Source organism: Paenimyroides ummariense, from assembly GCF_900115115.1.
In the GTDB taxonomy this organism is placed as follows: Bacteria; Bacteroidota; Bacteroidia; order Flavobacteriales; family Flavobacteriaceae; genus Flavobacterium; species Flavobacterium ummariense.
Genome location: NZ_FOVI01000001.1, coordinates 1 through 25,555, shown reverse-complemented (window position 1 = coordinate 25,555; position 25,555 = coordinate 1). Strand labels below are relative to the sequence as shown.

Genomic DNA, 25,555 nt, shown 5'->3' with positions numbered 1-25,555 from the left:
GGAGTTTTTTTATTTTTGAATAATTCTATTTTGATATGAAACGTATTGCAATTATTGGAGCTGGAATTGGCGGTTTAACTACCGCTTTGGCTTTTAAACAAAAAGGATTTAATGTTACTGTTTACGAAAGTGCTGCCGAAATTAAACCTGTCGGAGCAGGAATTGGTATCGCAAACAACGCCATGCAGGTTTTCAAAAAGTTGAATATTCACGAAAAGATAGAAAATGCGGGTGTAAAGGTTTCTTACATGAATATTACCGATCATCAATTGCAATCGCTCTCGATTATTGATTTGAATGAATTTGAAGTAAAGTATGGAGTTTGTAATATTTCTATACATCGTGCGGTTTTGCAGAATATTCTGGCTGAAGAAATTAGTTTTGAAAATATAAAATTATCAAAACGACTTTTAAAGATCGAACAAAACGAAAACGTTAAATTGATTTTTGAAGATGGCTCAAATGAAACTGCAGATGTAGTTATTGCCGCCGATGGTATTAAATCTGTCGTTCGTAATCAGTTGTTTGATCAATCACAAATTCGCGATACAAATCAGATTTGTTGGCGAGGTGTTTCAAAAATATCGTTGCCCAAAGATTACAACAATAAAGCGGTAGAAGCTTGGGGTAAAGGAAAGCGCTTTGGCTTCGTTCAAATTAATAATCAGGATACCTATTGGTACGCCGTTGTAAATGAATCTTTAGTGATTAGGCATAACGATAGCTTACACGATTTATTTAAAGGTTTTAATAATGATGTTTTAAACATTATTGAAAATACATCTGACGATACCGTTATTAAAAACCGAATCATAGATTTAAAGCCAATCTATAAATGGTATAATAAAAATGTATGTTTGTTGGGTGATGCGGCACATGCTACAACTCCAAATTTAGGTCAGGGTGCATGTCAAGCAATAGAAGATGCTTATGCGCTTGCTCAAGTTTACAACCCAAACAAACCTATTGAAGCTGTTTTTGAAGAATATCAAATAGTACGAATTAAAAAATCACATTCCATTGTAAATTCAAGCTGGAGAATTGGCAAAATTTCGCATTTCGAAAATATTTTAGCTATCTATTTCAGAAATTTAGTAATGCGATGTATTCCAACATCTGCTAACAGTAAACAATTACAAAGTATTTTTAATATGGATTATTTAGATAACATGGACATTTAAATTTTCAGTGAATGGTTTACAACCATATCTAAAATCCGTATATATTTGTTATTAAGAAAATGATGTTTTATGAAAGAAACAGACAAACATAACGAACGAATTGCCAAAATGATCTTTGCTTCAGTTTACCCGCATTATGTTACCAAAGTGGAGAGTAAAGGCAGAACTAAGGCAGAACTCCATCAAGTGATAGAATGGCTTACGTGCTTTAACGAAGAAAAGTTACAGCAACTTATGGATGAAAAAGTAACGTTTAAAACTTTTTTTGATCGTGCCGAACTAAACCCAAATGCCGAATTGATTAAAGGCGTTATTTGCGGATACAGAATAGAAGAGCTCGAAAACCCGCTTACCAAAAAGGCACGCTATTTAGATAAATTGGTTGATGAATTGGCGAAAGGAAAAGCCATGGAAAAAATATTAAGAAAATAAGAAATAGAAAAATGAAAGCATCAGGAAATACGGTCGATGAAATTTTAAAGAATATACCTGAAGACAGGACAGAAGCATTCTACAAGTTGCATAATGTTATTGTTAAGAATTTGCCCGATGGTTTTGAGGCTGCCATCAGTTACGGTGGGTTAGGTTATGTGGTGCCACATACTATTTACCCTAACGGTTATCATTGTAAACCTATTGAGCCTTTGCCGTTTGCTGGTTTAGCATCGCAAAAAAACTCTATAAATTTTTACCACATGGGCATTTATTCGGATCCCGAATTGCTGGAATGGTTCGTAACCGAATATCCTAAACACAGCAAACTAAAGTTAGATATTGGTAAAAGTTGTATCCGCTTTAAAAAGTTCGATCAAATTCCCCATGAGCTTATTGGCGAATTAATGCAGAAAATGACCGTTAAGCAATGGGTTAATCTGTATGAAAGCAAACTTAAAAAATAATCGACTCAAAAATTTAGAAAAAAATGAACAGACAAATTTTTATTAATGTGGCAGTAAAAGATCTTCAACAATCTATGGATTTTTATATCGCAATAGGCTTTACCAACAACCCGCAGTTTTCAGACGATACCGCTAAATGTATGGTTTGGAGCGATACTATTTTTGTAATGCTGCTTTCGCACGAAAAATTTTCGTCTTTTACAGCAAAACCTATTGCCGACACAAAATCGCACATCGCAGGTCTTTTTTCACTATCGGTTAACAGCGTTGACGAAATGAATGCAATAATGCAGGCAGGGCTTGCTGCAGGTGGTATAGAACCTAACGAAATTAGAGATTACGGCTTTATGCAGCAACGTACTTTAGAAGATTTTGACGGACATACATGGGAGATTTTCTTTATGGATATGACTAAGATTCCTACACAACAACCAGAATAATAAGTTTAGCAATAATATGTTAAACAATATAGAAATAACTACCGGCAGGCTAATTCTTAAAGCAATAACGCCTGCCATTATACACAATTTGTTCCATACCAAAACCAAAGAAGAAATCAAGATTTTTTTTGGTGTTGATGAAAATGGATATGCACATTATAAAAACATGCACGACCAAGGGATGGAAACGCATCGTTTATCGTTGTTTTTCTTTTTATTGATCGATAAAAGTACAAACTTCCCAATTGGCGAATGTGGTTTTCATATATGGAACAAAACGCATGCACGGGCAGAATTGTTTTATTCCTTAAAAAATGATTCCGACAAGCGAAAAGGTCTTATGACTGAAGCATTGCCTTACGTTTTAAATTATGGATTTTCAACCTTAAAACTGCATAGAATAGAAGCATTGGTAGCTCATTGGAATGTTCCGTCGGTTAAATTGCTGCTTCGTCACGGTTTTGTGAAAGAAGGCACTATGAGAGAAGATTATATCGTTAACGATAAACACGAAGATTCTGACTGTTATTCTTTATTGCAGTATGAGTGGACACGGAATACATAATTAACCATTGTAAGTAAACCTTAAATATTACACTTAGAAGTTCTCAAAATACAAATTATGAAGTATTATTACCTGTTTCTTTTTATTATTCTTTTATTTGGTTGCGATAAAAAAGATATTGCGGTGTCTTCTAAGAATAATCGTCCTGATAAACCCGATTCAGTATATTTTGATAAACTGGTACACATGGAATGTTTACCTGCAAGCGCAACATTGGATAGTTTGCAGCGTTATATTGGCGATTTTCAAACTGTAGAAAGTCGGCAAAGATCAATATACTATCTTTTAAAAACGAAATGGCACCGCATACAAGGCGAAAAAGACAGTACACTTTTTTATTTTGATAAGTTAACGATAAATGAAGGTGATGTAGAATTAAAAATATTGAAATTTTTAGAAGAACTTTACATTGATTATCAATCCAGTGCGGCAGTTGCGTATGATAAATCTGCCAGAATCTTCAGTAACATTAAATTTGCAGAACAGCGCAACAGCCTGTTTACTTTTAGGCTGTATCGAGAGTTGGCAGAAGCTTATTATTTGAATGGTAAACAACGGGAATCTTCTCATTTTAACGACTTGTGGTTTAAAAATACTCCTAACAAGAAATCTTTGTGGGTACAAGACAGTTATTATTCTAATCAGTTTGTAATTGCGCATCAGTTGGAACGTGTAGATTCCATGAAAATATATCTTGATAAAGTGGAAAAGGTTGCAAACCAGCTGAACAATGAAAGGGTAACAGCCAAGTTTCACAATTACGAAGCACAGTACCATTATTACGCAAAAAATTACGAAGCTGCGTTAGAAAGCAGTAAGAAATTTTTTAACTATTATAAAAAGATCGACAACCTTGCGTATGATAACTACCATAACCTTGCGCTTGCTTTTCTCGATAATAAGGAATTAGATTCTGCTTTATACTACTTTAAAAAAGCGTATGTAGTATCTAAAGAAAATAAAGAAGAGATAAACGGCGAGCTTTATTTTAAAATGTTGGCCGAAGTTTATGACAAACAAGGAGATTTTAAAAATGCCAGCATAGCTAAAGATTCTGTACAAAAACACTATTATGCATTTCAGGAAAAAGTGCAGAACGATAAGTTGGAGGAACTAAAAATACAGTACGACACAGAAAAGAAAGATATTAAAATAAACAATTTACAGTCTACAAACAAACTGCATAAAATGCTGCTTGTAGGTGGTGCATTTCTTGTTATTTCCGTTGGTTCTATTTTGTATATGATTTACAAAAGAAGATTTTTAAAGGCAAAAAACGAAAAACTGGAAATTGAAAATAAAAAATTGAATATAGAGCAAAAAGTTTTACAGTTACAGTTGAATCCGCATTTTGTGTACAATTCTATAGCTAATTTGCAAGGATTGATTTCGCAGGGAGAAACAACAAAATCGGTAAATTATCTTTCGTCGTTTTCCAAACTGTTGCGAAATATTTTAGAGTTGAACCGTGAAGATTTTATTCCTCTGAAAGATGAAATTGCTTCGGTTACCAATTACATGAAACTTCAGCAGATGCGTTTTGAAGGTTTGTTTGATTATGAAATTAATCTTCCTGAAGATTATAATACAGAATTCATAATGATTCCACCGATGCTTTTACAGCCTTTTCTGGAAAATTCTATTGAACACGGTTTTAAAAATATTAATTATAAAGGAAAAATAGAAATTTCATTTGCGATAACCGACAAAAAACTCATTGTTGAAATAGAAGATAACGGAACTGGAATGAGTAATTCCAAAACAGAAAACCCAAATAAAAAGTCGCTTTCAAAAATAATCATTCAGGAAAGGTTGGATATTTTGTTCAACCAGAAAAGCAAAGAAAGTTATCTTGAAATAAGTTCCATAAATCAAGACGAAAAAACAGGAGTTTCTGTAAAAATTATTCTACCATTAATTGAAGACTAAATACTATGAAAGTTTATATTTTAGAAGATGAAATCAATATACTTAAACACATTATTTCTCTGGTAGAAGCAATTCCGTACTTGCAGATTGTGGGGTATTCGGCAGAAATTTCAAAAGCACAAATTGAAATTCCAAATATGAAACCCGACCTGATTTTATCGGACATTCAATTGACAGACGGTTCAAGTTTTACTCTTTTTCAGAACATCGATATTTCTGATACTCCGGTAATTTTCATCACAGCATATAATCAGTATGCTATTGAAGCTTTGAATATTGGAGCTTTCGCCTACCTTTTAAAACCAATTGAGACCGAAGTTTTTAATGAGACATTAGATAGGTGTTTTCAGAAAAAAGAGCAGTTTAGGTTTGAAAGAAATCAGATGGAGTTGGCAAGAAATCATTATACCGAGAAAGAAACCATTAAGCGTATTGCCTTAAAAAGTGTGGATTACACGCAGATTATACAGATTGCAGACATTGTTTATTGCCAGAGCGATAAAGGTTATACAACGTTTTTCTTGAAAGATGGTAATAAAATTGTGGTTTCAAAGGTGCTGAAAGAATATGAAACATTGCTACCTGCAACGGTTTTTATTAGATGCCATCAGTCGTTTTTGGTAAATGTAAACTACATAAGCAAATATTATAAAGACGGAAATTTACAGCTTACCACTAAAGATCTTATTCCGGTTTCTGAACGCAAAAAAGAAATCGTAATCGATTATCTCAATCAGATTTCTTAAATGTATCTTCAAATATTCTAAAAAAAACGTCAAATATCGATTCATTTTCTACGAATATCAAATGTTTTCTTATTTTATTCTCTACTAAGTTATTTTTGATTGTATAAAACAATAACTTCTAAAAACAGGAATCATGAATAAGAAAACCATAATACCGCTTGCTATAATTGTAGGGGCATTAGTTGCTGTTGGTATTTATGTAAAAATTAGTTTAGATAATCTGGACGAAGATATTGATAAAACAAAACAGTTGTCTAGCACAATCATCGATCATTTTAAAGGGAACAAATCTGTAAAAGATTATCCTTATCAGCCCTCACCCTTAAATTGGAAAACAGATTACCTTGTTTTAAAAGAAGGTGGCTATGAAGACGGTATTAATATTACCTACACTGCAGATTATAATGAAAAACTGGGGACAGTTGGTAATTTTCCGGGTGACAAAGTAAAAGGACTTGTTGTAATTGGGTATGATATGGTGGAGAAAGGAGAATATAAGTCAAAATTAGGTAATGATGAAAAAGCTTATCAGCGAAATTACATTGTTCGTTATTTTGATCTTGCCAAAGAAGCCGTAATTGCACAAGATACTTTATTTGGAGATGAGCCTACTTCAACAAAACGCCTGAACGATGCCGGTGTTGGTGGCGGTTTACCTTCTGATGATGCTCTTGTAAATTCTATTAAAAAGAGGTTGCAGTAGTTAGTCGTGATAAATTTTATGCTTGCTGCAGTATGCATCGCTATTCTAGCTGTTTTTTTGTTCGCTATTTATGTCATTGTTCTTTATAATAAACTTTCGGTTAGAAAAAATCAGGTAAAAAGTACTTTATCTACATTAAATATGTTGTTTGTTCAACGAGCAGCTTTAATTCCGAATCTTATTTTAATTTTAAAGAAGCATGTGGTTTTAGATGAAGAAATGCTCCAAGAAATTTTAGCATTGCGTAATCCTGTTAATTTTTCAAATAGTAAAGAATTGTATTTACAACCTGAAGAAGGAAGTTCTGTACTGAAACAGATTATACTCCAGATCGAAGATGATCCTGAACTTAAATTCAACAGGCAGTTTTCACAGTTGAAGTATGCTTTTACTGAATGCAAAGAACAGATCACTGCAGAAAGAGCACTTTTAGGTGCGTCAATCATAAAATATAACAATACTGTAGTAACATTTCCTTGTAAAATCATCGCAAAAATATTGGGGTTTACGCCTTACCTATGAAAATTGAGAACTGAAATACATACAAAACTAATATTTAAATAAATTAAGCATTTTTAAAAACTTACCAGAAAAATTAAAAGATTTTACGAGTATTTATCGGATCTCACTTTCGTATGAGTTTGTCTTGTGAAATTATAAAAGAGCGTATTAACTAAAGCAGATTTATGAGTATACAAATATTTATCAAATGCTTGCGAATATCGGTTCATCTCCTGTGAATATTGATCGTTGTCGGCGTCTTTGAATTTATAGTAATAATTTTATAGTGAAATTAGAAAAAAGTTATTGTGAAAAGTAGAAAAATGGTATTGTTGTTACTTTTAGCCCTAACAACCGTTGGGGCTATAAGTTGTAAAGGAGATGGTAAAAATCCTTCAGACTCGGTTGAAACAGCAGATTTAAATCAGGAATCTGCTAATTTAATGATTGAATCAAGTAATAAATTTCTGGATCTTTCAAGAAAAAGAAATGGAAACATTGATAGAACCCTGAATTACACCGAACATGTAGCAGATTATATTTCAGGAAAAAGAACCGCAATAAAACCTAATTTAGTACTTATACCTATTATCAGTACAAGTGCATTCAATAAAAAAGAAGTGAATTTGGCAGATGCTTTTGGTTGTAAAAAAGACGAGGTAGCTAAACTGCACGAAGAAACAAATACTAAATTTAAGTTGATGACAGATAAAACTGCCGAGCTTAAATCGTATATAGATGCAGAAGATTTTAAAGATGATAAAGGTGAAAAAGCGAAAACACTTATAGCCGAAATAGAAACAGCGATAGAAGAATATTTCACAGCGAACGCTTCTTTGTTAAGTTTAACACAACCTATGGCTGATAAAGCAGAAGAAGTAATTTTGAAAGATCATCCGTTAAAAGATTATATCATCGGCGCTAAAAAAGCAATGAATTCTGTAGAGGAAAGTTACAGCCAGGTTGCAGATCAGTACAACAATGAGGCTCTTGACTTAGCTGCTTTAAAAGCATCGTATGCTGAAATAGAGAAAATTTCAAATGCTTTAAAAAAGGATTTTTCTGTAACAGATACTAACTATACCGATAAAAAGGGCTATTATGAAAACTTTACCAAAGCAATTGAAGATTATTTGGGAGAGTTGAGAAAAAATTTAAGAAATATTGAAGAGAAAAAGAAAATAGAATTAAACGATGTTGAAAGTATAGAAAGGGCTTATGACAATACCATTTCAAAATACAACAATTTTGTATCGTAATTCAAAAACCATCTTATGAAATTAAAGACACTTTTAGAAGTGTCTTTTTTATTTTACCAATTATTCAAATAACAAATATTAATTGAGATTCATCGTAAATTAACTGATAATCAACGAATATACAATAGCGATTTTAATCTTTTAGCATTTGGTATATTTGAATAAAACACTTTTTATATTGAAAAAATCAAAGTTTAAATATTCAAAAAGCTGTAAAATCAGCTGTAGTTTAATTATCTTTAGAATAAGCAAATCAAAAAAGTAAAATATGTTCAGAAATTTATTCAATAAAAACGAAGAAAAACCTTTGGAACTTCCCCAAGACTGGGTTTTTTATTTGTGCAGGGTTGAAGATAAACCGGCAAGTATCAGAATTAATTTGGCATTAGGTCAGATTGCACCTATCCAAAATTATGATAAGAGAATCTGGTTTTCGGTAAAACTGAAAGATCCTGACGAAAACGGATTTACTTCAAGAGAAGAGTTTTCAAAGATTTGTGAAATAGAGGATACAATTATCGATGTATTAACGCCGAAAGGATGTATTATGGTTGGTGCTTTGAAAACCGATGGAACATTTGATCTGTATCTGTATGCTAAAAATACTGATGGTTACGACGAGATCATTAAAAATGTAATGATAAAAAATCATCAGGAATATCAGTATGCATTCGATTTTAAAGAAGATAAAGAATGGAATGATTATTTTAATTTTCTTTATCCTAACGAATATGAATACCAATCAATACAGAATCACAAAATACTGATTCAGTTAGACAAACATCAGGATAATCCGGAAATGGAACGCGAGATTGATCATTGGCTGTACTTTGATTCAGAAGGAAACAGAGAAAAATGTATTGCAGAAGTGCAGCAGATTGGTTACAAAATTTTATCGAAAGACAAACAAACCAAAGATGCCGAAAAGCCGTATCAACTAAATATTTCCCGAATGAATAATACAATTGATGTTGATAGTTATGTTTGGGAACTGATACAGATTGGCAAAAAATACAACGCTGATTACGATGGTTGGGGATGCCCAATTGCAAAATAATTTGATTACATTCATAAATCAAACATAAACAGGCTTTAAAAGAAAAAATTGAAATACGTCACCTTAATTTTTTTAATATTTTTTGTCACCAGTTCGTGGGGACAAAATTCCTACACAAAAGAAATTCCCAAAAATTGGAAAATAATCTCGCAGGTTAACGGCGATTTAAACAAAGACAGAATCGAAGATTTGGCTGTAATTATTGAAAAAACCGATACTTCGAACATTCTTAAAAATGAAGGTTTGGGGGCGCCGTCTTTGAATATTAATCCGAGAGAAATTCTGGTGTTTTTTAAAGATGATCAAAACAATTATGTATTGATCGAAAAAAATGCCATGGGTTTTATTCACAGCGAAAATGACGAAGAAAGTACTTGCTTGGCAGATCCGTTGATGATTGACGGCGGAATTAAAATTTCGAATAATATTTTAATAATTCATTTTAATTACTGGTTAAGTTGCGGTTCTTGGGAAGTTAACGATGCTTCGTATAAATTTAGATTTCAAAGCAACAGTTTTGAACTAATCGGTTTCGATCATTTTTCGTTCAATAGAGCAACTACAGAAGAAACAAGAACAAGCATAAATTTTTCAACCAAGAAAAAAGAAGTAACCATTGGATTGAATCAGTCAGAAGAATCAAAACCCAAAACAACAAAAAGTACAATAAAGGTAAATGAATTGTATAACTTGAAAAATTGCAATCAAAATACCTATTTCGAAATATTGAAATTATAAGAAATAAACACAAATGGATAAATACAAAGAAACTTTTGATACTTGGAATAAGATTGCCGAATTATATCAGGATAAGTTTATGAAGTTGGATTTGTACAACGATACTTACGATTTTTTCTGCGATGCCATAGCGAAACCAAATGCAAAATTGTTGGAAATTGGTTGTGGTCCCGGTAACATTACAAAATATCTTTTAGAAAAGAATTCACATTTTGATATTCTGGGAATTGATATTGCTCCTAATATGATCGAATTAGCAAAAAAGAATAATCCCACTGCCAATTTTTCTGTTATGGATACTCGAGAAATTAACACACTTACCACTAAATTCGATGGAATTATTGCAGGATTTTGTCTGCCTTATCTTTCACAAACCGAATGTGAAGATCTTATCTATAATTCATACGAATTGTTGAACAACAACGGCGTAATTTATCTGAGTTTTGTTGAAGGCAATGAAAAAGAATCGGGTTTTAAAGTTGGTAATGCAGGTAGAGTGTATTTTTATTATCATAATCTCAATGATTTAAAAGATCGACTTATCAAAACAAAATTTCAAGAAATAGAAATTTTTAAAGTAGCCTATAAAAGATCAGAAACCGAATCTGAAATACATACAATTCTTATCGCAAAGAAAATCGCGTAATTTAAGTTGCTGATGCCTGTCGGTAACTTAAATTATTTAAAATCAAACTTCTATCCAAATTAACAACTTCTCTCAAAATCATCCATTTCTAAAAAAGAAAGCATTTTTCAGAAAAAAAACAATATCTTATCCCAACCTTTCAGGTGTTTTGGTACTCTTTATAAGAAAGATACATTTATATGGATGAAAACTTAATAAACCAATGCAGAAAAATGGATCGTGCGTCACAACGGCAGATGTACGAACTGTTGGCTCCCAGATTATATATCGTGTGCAAAAGGTATTTAAAGCAGGATATTGAAATAGAGGAAGCCTTGGCAGATGCCTTTTACACCATTTTTACGAAGATGGATCAGCTAAAAGAAAATGCTGCTTTTGAGGTTTGGGCTAAAAAAATCGTGATTAATCAGTGTTTGCTGACCATTCGCAGAAAATCGGATCGACAAATTTATGTGGACGATATGGCTGTACCGCCTTTTGCTGCCGAAGAAAACGATATGTTGCTGAACGAACAAGATGTGTTAAAACTACTTGATTACCTGCCACAGGGTGCTAAAAACATCTTTTGTTTGTTTGCTATAGAAGGTTATTCTCACAAAGAAATTGCCGAACAGTTGAATGTTTCAGAAGGAACATCCAAATCGCAACTTAATGTAGCCCGTACCAAACTCAAAGAGTTAATAGAATTGTATTACAACCAAACACCTGAAAGCTATGGAAAATCAAGATAAAAATATAGAAAAATACTTCCGCAAGCTGTCGGAAGAAAAAGAACCCCAAGCATTCCCGAATATGGATAAGGTTTGGGATAAAATTGAACAGAAATTAGATCAAAAAGAAACTAAAAAAGTAATTCCTTTCTGGAAATATGTAGGAATTGCAGCTGCTTTGCTGGTTTTTGTTTCGGTAGGAATTCAGCTAATGAACAACACGCCCGATAAAGAGAATCTGCCTGCAGTAAACGATCAACGCATTGTGATTGATGAACGAAAAGCTAAAGAAATTCTTGATGAAAAAACAACGTCACAAAAAGATGTTTATGCTTTTGAAGAGGTTGAAAAGAAGAAAGAAGAAGGAAAGAGCAAAACACATTTTATTCAAATTCCTGCAAAAAAAGAAGCTGTTTCAAATTCATCTAAATCAGAAACCAACGATATTAAATTTACAGAGGTTGAAGCTAAAAGTGATCCTGTCGTTAAAGATCAACAAGTAACTACTCAACAAGATTTTAATGATGCTACCGTTGTAGGCCGAGATAATTCAAGAAATGAGGAAAGATCAAAATCAATTAAAGGTATTGTAAAAACTCAAGATGGAGATCCAATTCCTGGGGCAACTGTTATGTTGAAAGGAACTAATTTAGGAACAGATACAGGTGTAGAAGGAGAGTACAGTTTTAACGCAAATAAAGGAGAAAAACTTCAAGTTGTCTATGAGGGTTTTAAACCGGTTACTGTGACAGTTTCAGACAGTAATGTACTTAATGTTACTATGGTTGAAGACGACTCGTTTGCTTTGGCTGAAGTTGTAGTTGACAGCTATCGCACAACATCTAAAGCTACATCAACCGCAGCCGTAAGTACCGTAACATCAAAAACAATAGAAGCTCGTCCAAATGCATCGATTATTCAAACATTACAAGGACAAGTTCCTGGGTTGAATATTGCTACAGGTTCTGGTCAGCCCGGTTCAAGTAATACAGCGGTTGTTCTTCGTGGTGTAGGTTCAATAAGCGGTAATACAGAACCCTTGTATGTGATCGATGGAGTGCCAGTCAGTACAAGAAAAGCTCGCAAGTTGAACCCAAATGATATCAAAAATATTTCAGTTTTAAAAGGTTCTTCAGCTACTGCTATTTACGGAAATCGCGGTGCAAATGGTGTTATTAATATCAGTACCCAGAAAACCGATAAATCCAAAAAAAGAAAAAGTAGAAAGCAACGCAAAAAAGAAGCGTTACAGATACAGGAAGCTTTAAAAACCATTCAACCAATTGAAGTTGATTCGGAATCGTATGAGTCGTATCAGGAAAATTTGTTTGAAAGCAGCAGTGTAAATCCGGTGTCCACTTTTTCGATAGATGTAGATAATGCCGCGTACACCAACATCCGTAGACTGATTAACAACGGACAAAAAGTTCCGAAAGATGCGGTGCGTGTCGAAGAAATGATCAATTTCTTTAAGTACGATTATCCAAAACCAACAGACAATCATCCGTTTTCAATCAATACCGAATACAGCGATTCACCTTGGAACGAAAATCATAAACTGTTAAAAATCGGCTTGCAGGGAAAAGAAATTCCGACAGATAAATTACCAAAATCTAATTTTGTTTTTTTAGTTGATGTTTCCGGTTCGATGGATTATGTGAACAAACTGCCACTTTTAAAGGAATCGATGAAGGTTTTGTTGAATGAACTGCGCGATGAAGACCGAGTTTCTATTGTGTATTATGCAAGCGGAACGGGTGTTTTGCTGGAACCAACAAAGGCATCGGAAAAAAATAAAATCATTCATGCGATTGATAACATGCGTGCGGGCGGAGGAACTTCGGGTGCTGCAGGTTTGGATCTGGCATACGAAATGGCTGCGAAACATTTTATTAAAGATGGAAACAACCGTATTATTCTGGCAACCGATGGCGATTTTAATATCGGAAAATCGTCTGACAAGGAAATGCAGGAACTGATCGAAGAAAAACGAAAAAGCGGTGTGTTTTTAACTTGTCTTGGTTTTGGAATGGGGAATTATAAAGACAGTAAAATGATTACGCTTTCTAAAAAAGGCAACGGAAATTATGCCTATATCGATAATATTCAGGAAGCAAACCGATTTTTAGGCAAAGAATTTAAAGGTAGTATGTATGCCATTGCAAAAGACGTGAAGATTCAGATTGAATTTAATCCGGCACATGTTCAGGCTTATCGATTGGTTGGTTACGAAATGCGTAAATTGCGAAATGAAGATTTTGCAAACGATGCTATTGACGCTGGCGAATTAGGTAGCGGGCATACCGTTACGGCGCTTTACGAAGTAATTCCAACCGGTGTAAAAAGTGATTTTTACCAACAACCAACCGAATTGAAATATACCGAAAATAAAGCTGCCGGAGGATATCAAAATGAACTGGCAACAGTGAAGTTTCGTTATAAAAATCCTAAAGAAGATAAAAGTACCGAAACCATTCAGACTATCGAAAATAAATCAACCGAGTTAAAAAACGCATCTGCCGATTTTAAATTTGCTTCTTCGGTAGCTTGGTTTGGCTTGAAACTGCGCGATTCTAAACTAATAACAGATAAAGAAACCAATCACATTGTTGATCTTGCCAAACAAGGCATAAAAAATGATAAAGATGGTTACAAAGCCGAGTTTGTAAGACTTGTAGAAAGCGTGAAGTAATGTGTGAAAATTTAGAATAATATTTAGTAACTTTATATCTTATAAACAGAACGGAATTCTTTTCGTTCTGTTTTATTTTTCAATAAAATAAATCTCTCACAATATATATGTTAGGATGATAAAAGAAGATTCATCGCCTTACGAAAAATACCTGCCGTTAGTTGCTGCCGTAGCTATGTTTATGCAGTCGTTAGACGGTACTATACTTAACACATCGTTGCCAAGCATTGCTGTCGATATGAATTATTCGCCGTTAGAAATGCAGTCGGTAATTGTGAGTTATACATTAACGTTGGCGTTGTTTATACCGCTTTCAGGTTGGCTTTCGGATAAATTTGGAACCAAAAGAATGTTTATGTTTGCGGTGTTTTTGTTTACGTTAGGATCTTTCTTTTGTGCGATATCTGTCGATTTACTTACACTGAACCTTTCACGAATTCTACAGGCAATTGGCGGATCTATGATGGTTCCTATTGCCCGGTTGGCAATTTTATATCAATATCCAAGAAATCAATTGCTGAAAATCATGAATTATATAACCATTCCGGGATTATTAGGTTTGGTGGTTGGACCGAGTTTAGGCGGATTTTTATCTGATAATTTTTCCTGGCATTGGATTTTTCTGGTGAATTTACCCGTGGGTATTTTAGGAATTATTTTGGCATTTAAAATTATGCCGAACTTTAAAAATACCGTTGGTAAATTCGATATTTTAGGATTGATTTATTTTAGTACGGCTTTGGTATTGGTAACATTTGCGTTAGAAGTAAGTAGTGTGGGTATCAATCATTATTCGCTGGTTTTAGGATTGGTTGCAGCAGCAGTTTTATTATTTGTACTTTATTACAAACATTTCAAAAAAACACCAAAACCAATTATCGACTTAAATATTTTTAAAATTCGAACATTGCGAATTGGTTTATTGGGCAGTTTAATAACTCGTTTTGGCATAAGCGGATTACCTTTTCTGTTACCGTTAATGATGCAGGTTGGTTTCGGCTTTTCGGCTTCAAAGGCAGGAATGATGTTGTTGCCTTCAGCATTAACAACCATTGCCATAAAACCATGGATTGTACGTTTGGTAAAGCATTTTGGTTATCGAAACATTTTAATAAGCAACACCTTGTTTTTAGCGGTAATTATCTTTGTTTTCAGTTTTATGCAAAAAGATACACCGCTAATGTATTATATTTTACTAATGATTGCTTACGGTGCGTTTACATCGATACAAATGACGGCGATGAATACCATTTCGTTAGCCGATTTAAACGACGATCAGGCAAGTGGCGGAAACAGTCTGTTGGCAATTATGCAGCAACTATCAATAAGTTTCGGAATATCGATTGCAGCGTTGGTTTTAGCTTTCTATAAAGACAAAATGGATTTTTACCATGGCGATTTAATAACTGCTTTCCATTTAACTTTAATAACGTTGGCGGTTTTAACGGCATTATCAAGCTTAACGTTCACAAAACTTAAAAGCGGTGATGGAGAGAAAATGTCAGAATAGAAAAATTCCAAAAAAATGTATATTTGATACAATCTAAAATATAGTTTATGAAAAAGATTTTTTATTTTATTACAATATTCTCTATTTTAAGTTGTCAATGTAATCACGATGAAAGTGGTAGATACTTAATTGATAGTAGCGACAAAGCTTATTTAATAAATTATATGAGTGAAATTAAATATGTTGATCAAAATGGTGTAGAAATAACAGCGAATTTTTGGGACCCTCGATTTTACTTAGAACAAAGTGATATAGGTATGAATGCTTGTAGCTATAGTACTACAGAATATGGTAACCAAGACATAGATGTTGGAAACTATAATGGTACAATTTCCTTACACCATTATCCATACTTACAAATTATGCTTGATGATGGAGTTTCGCAAAACTATCTAAAAATAATGAATCAAAAAGACATAAATTTAGATCATAGCTTACAAAATATAAATATTTATGGTATGGAATTTCAAAATGTATTGGTTTTAGAAAATACTAATAAAGACGGAATTTGGAACATTGATAAGATATTATATAGTAAAACAAACGGTATTGAATTTATATTATTTGCAGACGCTACTTGGTATAAGCGTGTTGAATAAAAACTCTGCCAAAGTTTTAAACTTTGGCAGAGTTTAATGGTAAATAAACAAAAGCCCAACATTACATTGAGCTTTCATTATAAATGTAGATAAAAAAGGAAGTCTTTCCTCTTTCGTCTATTCTCTAAAAAATTACTTCTTAAAAAATCCGCCTAAAAGATCGCCAAGGTTACCGTTTTTAACTGCACTTAAAGCATCATCAATACCTAATTTACCATCACCGTTTTGGTCTAGTATTGAAGTTGCATTGCCACCGGTTAATGATCCTAAAATATCGGTAATATTAAAATCGCCGCTTTTAGCTTTGCCCATAACCATGCTTAAAATTTGTGGGATAATACTGCTTGCAAAACTGCCCGATATGCCCGCATCTAAACCAACATTTGCACCTAACTTAGATGTTAACGATTCAATAATGTTTTTTACAATTGGGTTGCTTGTTAACGAATTTGCATCGCTTCCGCCAAACATATTCATCAACTCGCCCATGTTGCCGCCCGAAACTGCATTCTGCAATCCTTCCATTAAAGAATTACCTGTTTCTTTAGCCACATCGCCTGCCAAATTGTTAGAAATGTTGTTGTTGCCCACTACTTCTTTCTCTGTTAGCTGATATACAATCTGCTGAATTTGATCCATCATTTTTTTCTAAAAATTTAAATTTATTTTATAAAGATAACAAAAATTTCATTGTATCAACATTGTCTGCATAATCCCATAATTCCGGTTTTTGAGTAGATCCAAAGGGTAAGCTGTTCGTTACTAAATTATTAGAAACAATACATTGAATTTTGTCGGTATCGGCTTTTAATCTCTCTTCAACCTCATTTAAATCAGTATAAAATTCATAAAAAACCGATGAAATAGGCGAGGTGTACGACGTATCTTCCTTAATAGTCAAAAATCCGTTGTCTAACAAATTAAAATTACTCATTAAAAAAACAGCTTTGTTATAATCGTAATTATTGGCGTATTTATCATCATCGATAATATCCTTGTAAGCAAACATTCCTTCAAAAAAGTTGTCGAAATTATAATCTTTCGGAACAAAAAGTTTCGATACATTTCTGCAACCCAAACCATAATACCTGAAAATATCTTCGCCCAAAGCCATTAAATCTTCTTTAGATTCACTGCCGTTTAAAACAGCAACCGAATTTCGGTTTTTACGGATAATGTTCGGATATTTCCCAAAATAATAATCAAAATAACGCGCTGTATTGTCACTTCCTGTAGCAATCACAGCATCAAAATTCTGCAATTTATCTTTTGTGATTTCGTAGCGGTCTTTAAATTGCGGTTCAACGGTGCTGAGGTATTTCAACAAAACGGGAATCAACAACTCATCGTTGCTTGATAACTTTATCAACGCTTTGTTCCCCGACATTAAAACCGATAAAACATCGTGAAAACCAACCATTGGTATGTTTCCTGCTAAAATTAATCCAATTGTTTTTAATTTATCGTCGGTTAAATCGTAGGCAGACAACCATTTGGTTAAATTATCGTTTGTTAAAGCATCGCTCCACGATTTAAAAGCAAATTCTAACTGCTCGCGTTTAAACCAGCTGTTACTTTCGTGCAATTGATTTATCAGTGAAACAAAGGGTTCAAAAAACAAATCGTTAAACAATACACTCGGGTTTTGCTGGTAAGGTTGTTGGGTAAACTGTTTTAAAAACGCACCTAACTGTACAAATGCGTGTTTTTTATCTTCTAAAATCATATAGATTTGTTTGTAAATTGTTTATGCAGTACTTTTGTACAAAGTTACATTAATTAAATAAAATCCTTGCTATGGCAATTATAATAACCGATGAATGTATAAATTGCGGGGCGTGCGAACCAGAATGCCCAAATACAGCAATTTATGAAGGTGCCGATGACTGGCGCTGGAAAGACGGTACAAAATTAAGCGGAAAAGTGATTTTGCCTGATGGATCGGAAGTAGATGCCGAAGATGCACAAACACCAATTTCAGACGATATTTATTACATTGTTCCGGGTAAATGTACCGAGTGTAAAGGTTTTCACGAAGAACCGCAATGCGCAGCCGTTTGTCCGGTTGATTGTTGTGTGCCCGATGATAACCACGTAGAAAGCGATGAGCTTTTATTAGAAAGACAGGCTTTTTTACATAACGAATAGTTAAAAGCTTCGCATTTTGCGGAGCTTTTTTTATTTTTATCAAAATTAAAAATGAATATGAAAAAGGTATTTTTACTTTTAACCGCAGCTACATTGATTGTTTCGTGTGCTGCAAAGAAAGAAATTAAAGAAGATCAAACGCTGTTAAACGGAAACTGGGAACTTGCCGGTGCTAGTTTTAGTAAAGATTTAGCAAAAGATTTTAAAGAAGGATTGCCAACTTTGACTTTTGAAAGTGCCGAAAATTTAACGGTTTACGGATACGATGGCTGTAACAGAATTAACGGAAAAGCGGTGTTGAAGAAAAATCAGGAAATTAGTTTTCCTACCGATTTTATTTCGACCATGATGGCGTGCAATAAAGTGAAGAGTGAAGATTTTAAAAGTAGCTTAACACAAGTAAAATCGTACGAATTGAAAAATAATGTGTTGATTTTAAAATCTGAAACCGGCGAAATGAAATTTCATAAGGTAACTTTAAATGGAAACTGGTATTTAGATAAAATTTATGTCGGAAAAATTAAAGCTGCCGATTTGTATCCATATAAAAAACCTTTTATTAAGATTGATATCAATCAGCCGGTTTTTTCTGGAAACAGTGCTTGTAATGCGATTAACGGACAATTGTTGATGTTCCAAAATACTATGAAGTTTAATCATATAACATCAACCAAAATGTTTTGCGATGGCGTAAACGAAAAGGTTTTTACCGATGCTTTGGAAAAAGTTACGCATTACAAATTAGAAGGAACGCGTTTGGTTTTATTAGAAAAAGAAAAGAAAATAATGGAATTGGTTCAACAATATGAATAAAAAAAGTCGCTTTTTTGAAGCGACTTTTTTATGATCTTAATTAACCTGTTCCCACCATTTTTCAAAAACCTGATCTTGCTGGTTTAAATAAATTACTTCGCCAATTTTAGGTGTAATTAATTGTGATGCTGTTTGTTTTGTACTTGCAATACTTACGCGTTCCAAAGGTTCTTTCCACGGGTGATTTGCCAGTTTAAATTTAGAACTATGCACCGGAAAAAATCTTTTTGCCTGCAAATCGTTACTTGCCTGCACAACTTCTTCGGGCATCATGTGAATGTATTTCCATTTTTTATCGTATTGTCCGTTTTCTAAAATCGCTAAATCAAACGGACCATATTTTGTACCAATTTCTTTAAAATGCGTATCGTAACCACTATCGCCACCTAAATATAATTTCAGATTTTTTGTTTGCAACACGTACGATGCCCATAAAGTTGTGTTTCGTTTAAAGCTTCTGCCCGAAAAATGGCGTGCTGGCGTTGCGGTAATCTTGATAGAATCGGTTGCAGATGCATCTTCATACCAATCTAATTCGGTAATATTTTCTTTCGGAAATCCCCAATATTCTAAATGTTCGCCCACACCCAACGGACAAATAATTTTACTTACTTTATCTTTAATATTCTTAAACGACGAATAATCTAAATGATCGTAATGATCGTGTGTTAAAACCAAAACATCAATTTTAGGAAGTGCTTCACAAGTAAATAAATCAGCACCAGCGAAGGCAGTATTAGTTCCATATAAAGGCGATGCATTTTTGCTTAGTACCGGATCAATTAAAAATGATTGTCCATCGATTTTCATGTAGTAAGACGAATGCCCAAACCAAACCATAAAATCTTCTTCAATGGTTTTTTCTAACAAATTCGTATTTACGCAAGGAATACTGTCGGTAGGTTTCGTATGTTCAATTTTAGAAAACAGCAGTTCTTTCATAACACTATAATAATTAGTGTCTTCTGAAAGAGCCGGAGTGTTTGATAAATTATGAAACTGACCGTCTTTATAGTGTTTTGATTTTTTAATTCGTTCCAATCGCTCTCCCGAAGGCTCTTTTCCGAACAACGGATGTTGTAAAAAGATCAATGTTCCGGCAATTAATACGCCAATAACAATAAGTATAGTTGTCATTAATTTTTTTCGTTTTATTTTCATAAAGCGAATGTGCAAAAATTAAATCAAACCAAATGTTAATAAAAATAAAAAAGTCAAGCTTTACGCTTGACTTTTCTGTTTTTATTTCTCTGGAGCCTGATCGATTAAATCCATAAACTCATCTAATTTCGGAGTAATGATAATTTGTGTTCTACGGTTTTTGGTTCTACCGGCATCGGTACTATTGTCCGCAATTGGGTTAAACTCACCACGACCACCAGCCGTTAAACGTTTTGGATTTACACCGTACTGATTTTGCAATGCCTGTACAACTGATGAAGCTCTTAAGGAACTTAAATCCCAGTTGTTGCGAATGTTTTCGCGTTTAATAGGCACATTATCGGTATTACCTTCAATCAACACATCGTAATCTTTATAATCGTTAATTATTTTTGCTACTTTGCTCAACGTTTCGCTTGCACGGTCGGATATTTCATAACTTCCTGATTTATACAACATATTATCAGCCAACGAAATGTAAACCACACCTTTTAAAACCTGTACATCAACATCTCGCAATTCTTCACGACTTAACGAACGGGTTAGGTTGTTAGTTAGCACCACGTTTAAAGAATCGCTTTTGTTTTTGGTGTTCACCAAATGCTGAATGTACTTGTTACTTGCATTGATCTCATCGACCAATTTAGAAATATTCACGTTACCTTGGGTGATACTTTTATCTAAAGATCCTTGCAAAGATTCTAGCGTTTTTTTTAGGGCATCATTAGAAGAGCGTTCTTGTGCCAACATATCTTCTAAGCTTTTTACGCGGGAATTGCACGAGCTTAAATCAACTTCGGATTGATGGAAACGTTGTCCCAATCCTTTATAATCGTCTTGAAGTTTTGTGTAGTTTGCCTGCAAACCTTCATACCTTTTTTTAGAAACGCAACTTGTTAAACCAATGGTTCCTAAAAGAATTACGGGAATTAAAATTCTTTTTCTCATAGTTTATCTTTTTAACAATTCCTATAAAGATACGAATTTCAATAAAAAACTCCTGAATTTTCAGGAGTTTTTTGTGTTATATATTTGTTACGGGTCTGTTTTTGGCAGTTGCCCAAATGTAAATTCCGGCAATGATGAACGGAATACTTAACCACTGACCGGTTGATAATAATCCTAATGAAGATTCAAATCCGCCCTGGCTTTCTTTAACGTATTCAACTACAAATCGAATCAGCCATAAGAAAACTAAAAACACTCCGAAGATTTTTCCTAAATAATTACGCGCATCGGTTTTCCAGTACATAAACATTAAGATAATGAACAAAATTATGTATCCGAATGCTTCATATAATTGTGTTGGATGACGAAACGGAATGGCTTCTAAAATCGAAGAAAATCTAGGATCGGTTTCTATCAGTTTGTAAGCTTCATTTTTATCTTCAACTTGAGTTATTCCAAGTAAGTTGTTGGATCTCCAAAATTCATGTTCGCGAATGAATTTTATTCCGAAAGGGAACGATTGATCTGTAACGTGACCATAAATTTCTGAATTGAAAAAGTTTCCAAATCGAACAAAAACACCGCCAATAGTTATCGGTAAAACCACACGGTCTAAAATCCACAACAACGGTTTTTTGATTATTCTACTGTAAAAGATCATTGCTAAAATAATTCCAATTGCCGCTCCGTGACTTGCTAATCCTCTAAATCCTGTAAACTCAAATTCAGGTTCAAATTTAAAAGGAAGTAAAATTTCCCACGGATGATCTTTATAATAATCTTGCCAACTATAAAAGAAAACATCACCTAAACGTGCACCTAACAACGTGGCGATAAAAGTGTAGAAAAAAAGTTTGTCTAATTCGTCTTGCGAACGGTTTTCGCGTTCGTACACTTTTTTCATAATAAAATAGCCTAATGTAAATGCAACAACAAACATTAAGCTGTAAAAATGTAAGGTAAAACTACCAATGGTAATTCCTTCGGAAGGATTCCAGATCATATAAAATATTTTTAGTTTTTAAGGAACAGGATCGTAACCCGATTTTCCCCACGGATGACATTTTGCAATACGTTTTATGCCTAACCAGCTACCTTTAAACAAGCCGTATTTTTTTAGCGCTTCTAACGTGTAATGCGAACATGTAGGAGTAAACCTGCACGATGGCGGTGTTAAAGGCGAAATTACCAGCTGATAAAAACGTATTAGTACAACAAAGGGAAAAATTAAGATTTTTTTGAGTTGTTCCATAAGTATCAAAGATAAAAAAAGCTACCGTTTAAGTAGCTCTTTTTTGTAAAAAATTATAGGGTAAAAGTTGTGCCGTCTTTTCCGTCTTTTAGTTCGATACCGATTGCTGCCAACTGGTTGCGAATTAAATCGGATTGGGCGAAATCTTTGTTTGCACGAGCCAAATTGCGCATGTTGATTAACATATTTACAACTTCTTCTAATTTAGCATTGTTGTTGGTGTTTTCGCTTGCGTATAATCCCAACACATCAAAAATTAAAGCGTTTAATGTTACTTTTAAAAGATCTAAATCGGCTGCCGAAATAGTTGCTTTGTTTTCTTTAACCGAATTAATAAATTTAACTGCTTCAAAAATCGTTGCGATTAAAATCGGGCTATTAAAATCATCCAATAAAGCATCTAAACATTTCTGTTTCCATTCTGATACATTAAAGGTAGATGCTGCAGACGTGTTTAAATCGGCAAGTGATTTTATAGCATCCATTAATCGATCAAAACCTTTCTCAGATGCCAGCATAGCTTCATTCGATATGTCTAAAACGCTGCGGTAATGTGCTTGTAAAAAACAGAAACGCAATACACCCGGCGTAAAAGGTTTTTCAAAGAAATCGTTTTCACCTGTGATTAACTGCATTGGTAAAATATAGTTTCCTGTAGATTTACTCATACGTTGCCCGTTCATGGTTAACATATTTGCATGCATCCAATAACGAACAGGCGATGTGCCGTTGCAAGCTTTTCCTTGTGCGATTTCACATTCGTGGTGAGGGAATTTTAAATCCATTCCGCCGCCGTGAATATCAAACTGATCGCCCAAATATTTGGTGCTCATTGCGGTACATTCTAAATGCCAACCCGGAAAACCATCGCCCCATGGAGACGACCAACGCATGATATGTTGCGGAGAAGCTTTTTTCCACAAAGCAAAATCCTGTGGATTCTTCTTTTCGTTTTGTCCGTCTAAATCGCGGGTGTTTTCAAACAGTTCTTCAATATTTCTACGCGAAAGTTCCCCGTAATTTAAACCGCGTTTATTGTATTCCAACACATCAAAATAAACCGAACCATTGCTTTCATAAGCAAAACCTTTATCGATTAGCTTTTGAGTAAGTTCTAACTGTTCAATAATATGACCTGTTGCGGTTGGTTCTATAGTAGGCGGAAGCAGGTTGAACAACTTTAATACGTTATGAAAATCAACCGTGTATTTTTGAACAATTTCCATTGGTTCTAACTTCTCTAAACGAGATTGTTTTACAAAACGGTCGTTGTTTACATCTCCATCATCGGTTAAATGACCGGCATCGGTAATGTTTCGTACATAACGTACTTTGAAACCTAAATACTGAAGGCTTCTAAAGATAAAATCAAACGAAAGAAACGTTCGCACATTTCCCAAATGCACGTTGCTGTAAACAGTAGGTCCGCAAACGTACATACCAACTTTATCTTCGTGTAAAGGTTTAAAAAGCTCTTTCTCTCCTGTTAAGGAATTGTATATTTTTAGGTTTGATTTCATATGTTGTTTAACTGTTAAACCGTTTATTTGTTTTGAGAGATAAAATATTTTTTCAGATTGTTTATTTGATTGCAGATTTTTTCGATTTCTTGTCTGCAAATAATATAATTTTCTTCTGATAAATAGTTTAGTTCTTTTGCTATTATTAAATGATTTAATGTTTCCATTGCAGATGAATATGCAATTGTTAAAAAGCGCGATTTGTCAGTAGGTGTATCTCTTGATGTGCCTTCTGCTATATTAGTTGCAATTGATGATGTACTTCTTTTAATTTGAGAAGTAATACCATATTGTTCATTAACCAGAAATAGCTTCGTTATATCGTAAACAAAAATAATAAGGTTTTTAGTATTTTGCCAAACTTCTAATTTCTCAAACGAAAACAGATATCCCATTTCAACCAATTAAACAATTTTACAAATCAACGATTAAACATTAAATTAAAACTGTGTATCTAATTTAATATAGTCTAAAAATTCTCTGCGGGTAACATCGTTTTTAAAAGCACCACTGAACTCTGCAGTAACAGTTGAACTTTCAATATCGCGAATTCCACGAGAATTTACACATAAATGTTTGGCATCAACTACACAGGCAACATCTTCGGTTCCTAATACACGTTTTAATTCTTCAACAATTTGAATAGTTAAACGCTCTTGAACCTGCGGACGTTTTGCGTAATAATCTACAATACGGTTCATTTTAGATAAACCAACTACTTTTCCGTTTGATATATATGCTACATGTGCACGCCCAACAATAGGCAATAAGTGATGTTCACACGTTGAATAAACCACAATGTTTTTTTCAACAAGCATTTCGTTATACTTATATTTATTGTCAAAGGTAGATGATGAAGGTTTTTTAGCAGGATTTAATCCGCCGAAAATTTCCTTAACAAACATTTTAGCCACACGGTTTGGGGTGCCTTTTAGACTGTCGTCTGTTAGATCCATACCCAAGGTGTTTAATATATTTTCGACATCTTTTTTAATCAATTCGATTTTTTCATCGTCAGAAATAGAAAAAGCATCCGCTTTTAACGGCGTATAATCGCTTGTTCCTATATGGTTGTCACCGATATCTTCGTGTAACGCGTCTGATTTACACATAATTTTAATAGTATTTATTTAAAAAATAATAAGGTGCAAATATAGTGAAATGCACTAAATAAACTGTTTTTATAAATAATTTCATTGTTATTATGTCCTTAATATATATAAGTGCATATAACCTATATGTGTTAAAGTTTAGCTTGTTTAAATTTTTTTACAAAAAAAACTTAATAGTTTCTTAATTTTATGTAAATTTCGCTTTTTAAATGAAGTTGTGTTTAAACGCAAAAATTAACTCATAAAATTTATATTAACTAACTATGAGAAACAAATATTTATTAATACTGTTTTTAGTAACCAGCTTTTTAGGGTTTAGTCAACAACCCAATTATGTGGATGTTGATGACACATATACTACAGATCAACTTATAAAGGACATATTAGTAGGTTCTAAATGCGACTTGGTATCTAATGTAAGATACC

At 33.5% G+C, this 25,555-nt stretch carries 28 protein-coding genes; 19 read left to right on the top strand and 9 right to left on the bottom strand.

Annotation, left to right across the window (positions count from 1 at the left end; all coding sequences use genetic code 11):
• Positions 1–35 precede the first annotated feature (35 nt).
• The 17 genes from BM253_RS00140 (at position 36) to BM253_RS00060 (ending at position 16,175) form a co-directional block, all read left to right on the top strand.
• Positions 36–1,181 (top strand): FAD-dependent monooxygenase, encoded by a 1,146-nt coding sequence (locus BM253_RS00140; RefSeq protein WP_091517314.1) that lies wholly within the window; start codon positions 36–38, stop codon positions 1,179–1,181.
• Positions 1,182–1,250: 69 nt separating this feature from the next.
• Positions 1,251–1,613 carry a DUF2200 domain-containing protein gene (locus BM253_RS00135; RefSeq protein ID WP_091517313.1) on the top strand — a complete coding sequence of 121 codons (363 nt, stop codon included), beginning with the start codon at positions 1,251–1,253 and terminating at the stop codon, positions 1,611–1,613.
• Positions 1,614–1,624: 11 nt separating this feature from the next.
• Positions 1,625–2,080 carry a DUF1801 domain-containing protein gene (locus BM253_RS00130; RefSeq protein WP_091517312.1) on the top strand — a complete coding sequence of 152 codons (456 nt, stop codon included), beginning with the start codon at positions 1,625–1,627 and terminating at the stop codon, positions 2,078–2,080.
• Positions 2,081–2,103: 23 nt separating this feature from the next.
• Positions 2,104–2,520, top strand: a complete 417-nt coding sequence (locus BM253_RS00125; protein ID WP_091517311.1) for a VOC family protein — start codon at positions 2,104–2,106, stop codon at positions 2,518–2,520.
• Positions 2,521–2,536: 16 nt separating this feature from the next.
• Entirely contained in the window at positions 2,537–3,085 is a 549-nt protein-coding gene (locus BM253_RS00120) for a GNAT family N-acetyltransferase (protein WP_091517310.1), read from the top strand.
• A 57-nt stretch (positions 3,086–3,142) separates the two neighbouring features.
• Complete coding sequence (locus tag BM253_RS00115) at positions 3,143–5,014, top strand: histidine kinase (protein ID WP_091517309.1); 1,872 nt, start codon at positions 3,143–3,145, stop codon at positions 5,012–5,014.
• Positions 5,015–5,019: 5 nt separating this feature from the next.
• On the top strand, positions 5,020–5,760 hold the full coding sequence (locus BM253_RS00110; RefSeq protein WP_091517308.1) for a LytR/AlgR family response regulator transcription factor: 741 nt from the start codon (positions 5,020–5,022) through the stop codon (positions 5,758–5,760).
• 133 nt (positions 5,761–5,893) lie between these two features.
• Positions 5,894–6,463, top strand: a complete 570-nt coding sequence (locus BM253_RS00105; RefSeq protein ID WP_091517307.1) for a hypothetical protein — start codon at positions 5,894–5,896, stop codon at positions 6,461–6,463.
• A 141-nt stretch (positions 6,464–6,604) separates the two neighbouring features.
• A complete protein-coding gene (locus tag BM253_RS00100) occupies positions 6,605–6,985 on the top strand; it encodes a LemA family protein (RefSeq protein WP_177205658.1) in 381 nt (126 codons plus the stop codon).
• A gap of 287 nt (positions 6,986–7,272) precedes the next feature.
• Positions 7,273–8,223 carry a DUF3829 domain-containing protein gene (locus tag BM253_RS00095; protein WP_091517305.1) on the top strand — a complete coding sequence of 317 codons (951 nt, stop codon included), beginning with the start codon at positions 7,273–7,275 and terminating at the stop codon, positions 8,221–8,223.
• Positions 8,224–8,491: 268 nt separating this feature from the next.
• Positions 8,492–9,280: a DUF695 domain-containing protein gene (locus BM253_RS00090; protein ID WP_091517304.1), complete on the top strand. Its 789-nt coding sequence runs from the start codon at positions 8,492–8,494 to the stop codon at positions 9,278–9,280.
• A gap of 48 nt (positions 9,281–9,328) precedes the next feature.
• A complete protein-coding gene (locus BM253_RS00085) occupies positions 9,329–10,018 on the top strand; it encodes a hypothetical protein (protein WP_091517303.1) in 690 nt (229 codons plus the stop codon).
• Positions 10,019–10,031: 13 nt separating this feature from the next.
• Positions 10,032–10,664, top strand: coding sequence for a class I SAM-dependent DNA methyltransferase (locus tag BM253_RS00080; RefSeq protein ID WP_091517302.1), 633 nt, complete (start codon positions 10,032–10,034; stop codon positions 10,662–10,664).
• A 179-nt stretch (positions 10,665–10,843) separates the two neighbouring features.
• Positions 10,844–11,395, top strand: coding sequence for an RNA polymerase sigma factor (locus BM253_RS00075; RefSeq protein ID WP_245758417.1), 552 nt, complete (start codon positions 10,844–10,846; stop codon positions 11,393–11,395).
• Positions 11,379–14,066 carry a VWA domain-containing protein gene (locus tag BM253_RS00070; RefSeq protein WP_245758416.1) on the top strand — a complete coding sequence of 896 codons (2,688 nt, stop codon included), beginning with the start codon at positions 11,379–11,381 and terminating at the stop codon, positions 14,064–14,066. Before BM253_RS00075 ends, BM253_RS00070 begins: the two co-directional genes overlap by 17 nt.
• A gap of 115 nt (positions 14,067–14,181) precedes the next feature.
• A complete protein-coding gene (locus BM253_RS00065; protein ID WP_091517301.1) occupies positions 14,182–15,576 on the top strand; it encodes a DHA2 family efflux MFS transporter permease subunit in 1,395 nt (464 codons plus the stop codon).
• Between the two features lie 47 nt (positions 15,577–15,623).
• On the top strand, positions 15,624–16,175 hold the full coding sequence (locus BM253_RS00060; RefSeq protein WP_091517300.1) for a hypothetical protein: 552 nt from the start codon (positions 15,624–15,626) through the stop codon (positions 16,173–16,175).
• 132 nt (positions 16,176–16,307) lie between these two features.
• On the opposite strand, the gene BM253_RS00055 is transcribed toward BM253_RS00060, so the two are convergent.
• Together BM253_RS00055 and BM253_RS00050 are read right to left on the bottom strand one after the other, a co-directional pair.
• On the bottom strand, positions 16,308–16,817 hold the full coding sequence (locus BM253_RS00055) for a hypothetical protein (RefSeq protein WP_143095549.1): 510 nt from the start codon (positions 16,815–16,817) through the stop codon (positions 16,308–16,310).
• 25 nt (positions 16,818–16,842) lie between these two features.
• Positions 16,843–17,901 carry an acyl-CoA reductase gene (locus BM253_RS00050; RefSeq protein WP_091517298.1) on the bottom strand — a complete coding sequence of 353 codons (1,059 nt, stop codon included), beginning with the start codon at positions 17,899–17,901 and terminating at the stop codon, positions 16,843–16,845.
• Positions 17,902–17,972: 71 nt separating this feature from the next.
• On the opposite strand from BM253_RS00050, the gene BM253_RS00045 reads away from it, so the two are divergent.
• On the top strand, positions 17,973–18,323 hold the full coding sequence (locus BM253_RS00045; protein WP_091517297.1) for a 4Fe-4S dicluster domain-containing protein: 351 nt from the start codon (positions 17,973–17,975) through the stop codon (positions 18,321–18,323).
• 57 nt (positions 18,324–18,380) lie between these two features.
• Positions 18,381–19,136, top strand: coding sequence for an META domain-containing protein (locus BM253_RS00040; protein ID WP_177205656.1), 756 nt, complete (start codon positions 18,381–18,383; stop codon positions 19,134–19,136).
• A gap of 36 nt (positions 19,137–19,172) precedes the next feature.
• On the opposite strand, the gene BM253_RS00035 is transcribed toward BM253_RS00040, so the two are convergent.
• From BM253_RS00035 to folE, 7 genes are all read right to left on the bottom strand, one after another.
• A complete protein-coding gene (locus BM253_RS00035) occupies positions 19,173–20,273 on the bottom strand; it encodes an MBL fold metallo-hydrolase (protein WP_091518039.1) in 1,101 nt (366 codons plus the stop codon).
• Positions 20,274–20,378: 105 nt separating this feature from the next.
• Positions 20,379–21,245 carry an OmpA/MotB family protein gene (locus tag BM253_RS00030; protein WP_091517295.1) on the bottom strand — a complete coding sequence of 289 codons (867 nt, stop codon included), beginning with the start codon at positions 21,243–21,245 and terminating at the stop codon, positions 20,379–20,381.
• 76 nt (positions 21,246–21,321) lie between these two features.
• On the bottom strand, positions 21,322–22,248 hold the full coding sequence (lgt, locus tag BM253_RS00025; RefSeq protein WP_091517294.1) for a prolipoprotein diacylglyceryl transferase: 927 nt from the start codon (positions 22,246–22,248) through the stop codon (positions 21,322–21,324).
• Between the two features lie 18 nt (positions 22,249–22,266).
• Positions 22,267–22,497 carry a membrane protein insertion efficiency factor YidD gene (gene yidD / locus BM253_RS00020; protein WP_091517293.1) on the bottom strand — a complete coding sequence of 77 codons (231 nt, stop codon included), beginning with the start codon at positions 22,495–22,497 and terminating at the stop codon, positions 22,267–22,269.
• A gap of 53 nt (positions 22,498–22,550) precedes the next feature.
• Complete coding sequence (gene cysS / locus BM253_RS00015) at positions 22,551–24,017, bottom strand: cysteine--tRNA ligase (RefSeq protein WP_091517292.1); 1,467 nt, start codon at positions 24,015–24,017, stop codon at positions 22,551–22,553.
• 23 nt (positions 24,018–24,040) lie between these two features.
• Positions 24,041–24,412 (bottom strand): four helix bundle protein, encoded by a 372-nt coding sequence (locus BM253_RS00010; protein ID WP_177205654.1) that lies wholly within the window; start codon positions 24,410–24,412, stop codon positions 24,041–24,043.
• Positions 24,413–24,457: 45 nt separating this feature from the next.
• A complete protein-coding gene (gene folE / locus BM253_RS00005) occupies positions 24,458–25,129 on the bottom strand; it encodes a GTP cyclohydrolase I FolE (protein WP_091517291.1) in 672 nt (223 codons plus the stop codon).
• Between the last annotated feature and the right edge of the window lie 426 nt (positions 25,130–25,555).